General features: G+C 64.6%; 1 protein-coding gene and 1 pseudogene. Both read left to right on the forward strand.

What is annotated here, in order from left to right; all coding sequences use genetic code 11:
• A pseudogene (locus ACESL8_RS10605) lies at window positions 1-460 on the forward strand (SAM-dependent methyltransferase); the annotation flags it as partial.
• 60 nt (window positions 461-520) lie between these two features.
• Window positions 521-3,128: alanine--tRNA ligase (gene alaS / locus ACESL8_RS10610; protein ID WP_372918614.1), on the forward strand; the 2,608-nt coding region annotated here is incomplete at its 3' end.

Here is a 3,128-nt window from a genome sequence, read left to right on the forward strand (position 1 = left end):
CGAGCCTCAAGCTGCCTTTGCCAACCTGCATGACCTGGCGGCACCCGGCGGCCGCCTGGTTTTTGCCTGCTGGCAGCCAGCGGCGCGCAACCTGTGGGCGACATTGCCGCTGACCGCACTGGCCGATCTGCTACCGGCCCAACCGCCATCCGATCCGCATGCGCCCGGCCCGTTTGCCTTTGCCGATGCCGCGCGCGTTGCTGCCATGCTGGAAGCGGCCGGGTGGCGGGATATCGCCTTCAACAGCCTGCCGTTTGAAATGATGATCGGCGGCGGAGCCGACCCGATTGCCGACGCCGTATCCTTCAACCTGCGCGTCGGCCCGGCGGCCCGGGCTGTGCGTGATGCCGGCATCGGCGATGCGGCAAAGCCGATCCTGGCGGCAGCGCTGCAACCCCATCTGAAAACCGATCAGGTGCGTCTGCCCGGCGCCATATGGCTGGTCACTGCCCGTGCCTGAGCGCAGCAGCGGCCGCTGCTGCCCTTTACGCTGACCCGTCACGGCGGTAAGCGCTTTCCCATGATCTCGACCAACGACATTCGCCGCAGTTTTCTCGAACACTTTTCCCGTGCAGGCCATATGGTCGTCCCGTCGGCGCCGCTGGTGCCTCAGAATGCTCCGACGCTGATGTTCGTCAACGCCGGCATGGTACCGTTCAAAAATGTCTTCACCGGGCTTGAATCGCGGCCCTACACGCAGGCGGCCAGCAGCCAGAAATGCGTGCGCGCCGGCGGCAAGCACAATGACCTCGACAACGTGGGTTACACCGCCCGCCACCACACCTTCTTTGAAATGCTGGGCAATTTCTCGTTCGGCGATTATTTCAAGGAACAGGCGATCACGCTGGCGTGGGATCTGCTCACCCGGGAATGGGGTCTCGACAAGAACCGTCTGTGTGTTACCGTCTATCATACCGATGACGAAGCAGCCGCGTTGTGGAAGAAAATCGCCGGCCTGTCCGATGAGAAGATCATTCGCATCGCCACCAACGACAATTTCTGGTCGATGGGCGATACCGGCCCGTGCGGTCCGTGCTCGGAAATCTTCTACGATCATGGCGATCACATCCCCGGCGGCCCGCCCGGCAGCCCGGATGAGGACGGCGATCGCTTCGTCGAGATCTGGAATTTGGTGTTCATGCAATATGAGCAGATTGATCGCGACACGCGGCTCGATCTGCCGCGCCCCAGCATCGATACCGGCATGGGCCTCGAACGCATCGCCGCCGTGCTGCAGGGCGTGCACGACAATTATGATACCGATATTTTCAAGACGTTGATTGCCGCCAGCGAGGACAAGGTGGGCAAGGCGATGACCGCCGAAGCCCGCGCGTCTCACCGGGTGATTGCCGACCACCTGCGTGCGTCGGGTTTTCTGGTTGCCGATGGCGTGTTGCCGGCCAACGAAGGCCGCGGTTATGTTCTGCGCCGCATCATGCGCCGCGCCATGCGCCACGCCCATCTGCTGGGTGCCGAAGAGCCGTTGATGCACCAGCTGGTGCCGGCGCTGATGGCCACCATGGGCCAAGCCTTTCCTGAACTTGGCCGGGCGCAGGCCCTGATCGAGGAAACGCTGAAGCTGGAGGAAACCCGGTTCCGCCAGACACTGGAGCGCGGCTTGGGCTTGCTCGAAGACGCCACCGCCAGTTTGACCGCGGGCGGCACGCTCCCCGGTGATGTTGCCTTCAAATTGTATGACACTTTCGGCTTCCCCTATGATCTGACCGAGGATGCGTTGCGCGCGCGGGGCATCGCGGTTGATCGCGCCGGGTTCGATGCCGCCATGGCCGAACAACGCCGCCTGGCCCGTGCCGCCTGGACCGGATCGGGCGAAGCCAAGGATGCAGCGGTTTGGTTTGACATCGTTGAAGCGCATGGTGCCACCGAGTTCACTGGCTACACCGGCTTGACCGGCGAAGCGCAGGTGCTGGCCATCGTTCAGGACGGCAAGCAGATCGAAGCTGCCGGCGCCGGCAGCAAAGTGGTCGTGATCACCAACCAGACGCCGTTTTACGCTGAAAGCGGCGGCCAGGCCGGCGACGGCGGTAGCATGAGTTGGGGCGAAGGCCGCACCGCGCCCGTGGCCGACACGCGCAAGGCGCTGGGCAAGCTGCATCTGCACGAAGTGACGCTGGACGCCGGGCAACTGGCTGTTGGCGATGTGGTTCGGCTTGACGTGGATGCGGCGCAGCGCGGGGCTCATCGCCGCGCCCACAGCGCCACCCACCTGCTGCATGCTGCATTACGGCGCCGGCTTGGCACGCATGTCACGCAGAAAGGCAGCTATGTGGGCGAAGACACGCTGCGCTTTGATTTCGCGCACCAGAAAGCCGTGACGCCGGCTGAATTGGCGGCGGTGGAAGCCGATGTGAATACGCAGATCCTTGGCAACCACGCCGTTTCAACCAAGCTGATGACACCGGACGACGCAATCGAAGCCGGTGCCATGGCGCTGTTCGGCGAGAAATATGGCGACGAAGTGCGCGTGCTGTCGATGGGCGCTTTTGATGGCGGCGACACTTACAGCGTTGAACTGTGCGGCGGCACGCATGCAGCGGCGCTGGGCGACATCGGCTTGCTGAAGATCACATCGGAAAGTGCCGTGGCCAGCGGCGTTCGCCGCATCGAAGGCAAGACGGGCATCGCCGCGCGCGAATGGCTGAACGAGCGCGAACGCCTGTTGCTGGAAGCCGCCGCCGCCATCAAGGTGCGGCCCGAGGATGTTCCGGCACGGTTGGCTACCCTGATCGACGAACGCAAACGGCTTGAACGCGAACTGGCCGATGCGAAAAAGGCGCTCGCGCTGGCCGGCCCTGCCGGGGCTGCCAAGGCCGGCCCTGAAATGGTGAACGGTGTCGCGTTCCAGGGCCAGGTGCTGCAGGGCCTTGAAGCCAAGGCGCTGCGCGGGCTGGTGGATGAGGCCAAGCAAGCGCTGGGCAGCGGCATCGTAGTGATCGTGGCGGTGAATGATGGCCGCGCCAGCGTGGCCGTGGGTGTGACAGACGATCTGATCGGCCAGCGTTCGGCGGTTGATCTGGTGCGGGCCGCTGCCGCCGCGTTGGGCGGGCAGGGCGGTGGTGGCCGCCCCGACATGGCACAGGCCGGTGGCCCCGATGCCGACAAGGCCG

Source organism: Sandarakinorhabdus sp. (genome assembly GCF_041689835.1).
Taxonomy (GTDB): Bacteria; Pseudomonadota; Alphaproteobacteria; order Sphingomonadales; family Sphingomonadaceae; genus Sandarakinorhabdus.